This window comes from Pseudonocardia yunnanensis, from assembly GCF_039534065.1.
In the GTDB taxonomy this organism is placed as follows: Bacteria; Actinomycetota; Actinomycetes; order Mycobacteriales; family Pseudonocardiaceae; genus Pseudonocardia; species Pseudonocardia yunnanensis.
In genome coordinates this window covers 1-2,884 of sequence record NZ_BAAAUS010000079.1, presented here as the reverse complement: position 1 = coordinate 2,884, position 2,884 = coordinate 1, and the positions used below count along the sequence as shown (strand labels likewise).

2 rRNA genes are annotated in these 2,884 nt (G+C 57.3%); both read right to left on the bottom strand.

The features are described from left to right. Positions 1-57 (bottom strand): 5S ribosomal RNA (gene rrf, locus ABD743_RS44345); the annotation flags it as partial. A gap of 115 nt (positions 58-172) precedes the next feature. Next, positions 173-2,884: ribosomal RNA gene (locus ABD743_RS44340) — 23S ribosomal RNA — on the bottom strand; the annotation flags it as partial.

Here is a 2,884-nt window from a genome sequence, read left to right as displayed (position 1 = left end):
CTTAGCTTCCGGGTTCGGGATGGGACCGGGCGTTTCCCCTCCGCCACAACCACCGACAACACTATCAACTTATTTTGTCGAACATAGTGGATGCGAAGCGTCTCGCACCCCGACCACACAACAACATGTGTTTGTGTGTTCAGGGTCGCACAGTGGATGCAAACAACTCGTCATGAACAAGCCCTCGGCCTATTAGTACCAGTCAACTCCACCCCTCACAGGGCTTCCATCTCTGGCCTATCAACCCAGTGGTCTGCTGGGGGCCTTAACCACGCAAGGTGGTGGGAGACCTCATCTTGGAACGAGCTTCCCGCTTAGATGCCTTCAGCGGTTATCCCTTCCGAACATAGCCAACCAGCCGTGCCCCTGGCGGGACAACTGGCACACCAGAGGTTCGTCCGTCCCGGTCCTCTCGTACTAGGGACAGCCTTCCTCAAGTCTCCTGCGCGCGCGGCGGATAGGGACCGAACTGTCTCACGACGTTCTAAACCCAGCTCGCGTACCGCTTTAATGGGCGAACAGCCCAACCCTTGGGACCTACTCCAGCCCCAGGATGCGACGAGCCGACATCGAGGTGCCAAACCATGCCGTCGATATGGACTCTTGGGCAAGATCAGCCTGTTATCCCCGGGGTACCTTTTATCCGTTGAGCGACACCCCTTCCACCAGGTGGTGCCGGATCACTAGTCCCGACTTTCGTCCCTGCTCGACCTGTCAGTCTCACAGTCAAGCTCCCTTGTGCACTTACACTCAACACCTGATTGCCAACCAGGCTGAGGGAACCTTTGGGCGCCTCCGTTACATTTTGGGAGGCAACCGCCCCAGTTAAACTACCCACCAGGCACTGTCCCTGAACCAGATCATGGCCCGAGGTTGAGACACCCAATTCGACCAGAGTGGTATTTCAACAATGACTCCACAACCACTGGCGTGGCCGCTTCACAGTCTCCCACCTATCCTACACAAGCCGAACCGAGCACCAATACCAAGCTATAGTAAAGGTCCCGGGGTCTTTCCGTCCTGCCGCGCGTAACGAGCATCTTTACTCGTAGTGCAATTTCGCCGAGTCTGTGGTCGAGACAGCGCCCAAGTCGTTACGCCATTCGTGCAGGTCGGAACTTACCCGACAAGGAATTTCGCTACCTTAGGATGGTTATAGTTACCACCGCCGTTTACTGGCGCTTAAATTCTCCGCTTCGCCCCGAAGGACTAACAGGTCCTCTTAACGTTCCAGCACCGGGCAGGCGTCAGTCCGTATACATCGTCTTGCGACTTCGCACGGACCTGTGTTTTTAGTAAACAGTCGCTTGGGCCTGGTCTCTGCGGCCGCCCAGCCCTAGCCCGCGAAGAGCTTCAAACCAGACGGCCCTCCTTCTCCCGAAGTTACGGAGGTATTTTGCCGAGTTCCTTAACCACAGTTCACTCGATCGCCTCGGTATTCTCTACCTGACCACCTGTGTCGGTTTAGGGTACGGGCCACAACAGCACTCGCTAGAGGCTTTTCTCGGCAGCATGGGATCATCCTACTTCGCCTCAATCGGCTACGCGTCACCTCTCACCCTGATGACATCCGGATTTGCCTAGATGTCGGGCTACAGGCTTACACCAGTACTACCATTCACTGGCGGGACTACCCTCCTGCGTCACCCCATCGCTTGCCTACTACCGGATCGGGCCCCACGCTCCCCCGACAAGGACTCCCGAAGGACTCCAAGCGGGTTCGGATGGTTAGCATCACCGGCCTCAGCACGGACGCACTGTCACGGGCACGGGAATATCAACCCGTTGTCCATCGACTACGCCTGTCGGCCTCGCCTTAGGTCCCGGCTCACCCTGGGCGGATTAACCTGGCCCAGGAACCCTTGGTCATTCGGCGGCAGAGGTTCTCACTCTGCATTCGCTACTCATGCCTGCATTCTCACTCGCACACCCTCCACGACTCGATCACTCGGCCGCTTCACCGGATGCACGACGCTCCCCTACCCAACACCACAACTACACCCACCAACACAAGGCCGGCAGGCGGATTTCACGTGGCATTGCCACGGCTTCGGCGGTGCGCTTGAGCCCCGCTACATTGTCGGCGCAGGACCACTTGACCAGTGAGCTATTACGCACTCTTTAAAGGGTGGCTGCTTCTAAGCCAACCTCCTGGTTGTCTGGGCGATCCCACATCCTTTCCCACTTAGCGCACGCTTAGGGGCCTTAGCCGGTGATCTGGGCTGTTTCCCTCTCGACTACGAAGCTTATCCCCCGCAGTCTCACTGCCGCGCTAGAAATACCGGCATTCGGAGTTTGGTTGAGTTCAGTAAGATTTTGGTCCCCCTAGCCCATCCAGTGCTCTACCTCCGGCATCCACCACACGACGCTGCACCTAAATGCATTTCGGGGAGAACCAGCTATCACGGAGTTTGATTGGCCTTTCACCCCTACCCACAGCTCATCCCCCAGGTTTTCAACCCTGGTGGGTTCGGGCCTCCACGACGTCTTACCGACGCTTCACCCTGGCCATGGGTAGATCACTCCGCTTCGGGTCTATACCCCGCGACTACACGCCCTATTCGGACTCGCTTTCGCTACGGCTACCCCACACGGGTTAACCTCGCCACGAAGCATAACTCGCAGGCTCATTCTTCAAAAGGCACGCCATCACCCAAAGGCTCTGACGGCTTGTAGGCACACGGTTTCAGGTACTATTTCACTCCCCTCCCGGGGTACTTTTCATCTTTCCCTCACGGTACTAGTCCGCTATCGGTCATCAGGGAGTATTTAGGCTTACCGGGTGGTCCCGGCAGATTCACAGCAAATTCCACGAGCTCGCTGCTACTCGGGAACACGATCCAAACCGCATGCAGTGTTTTCACGTACGGGGCTCTCACCCACT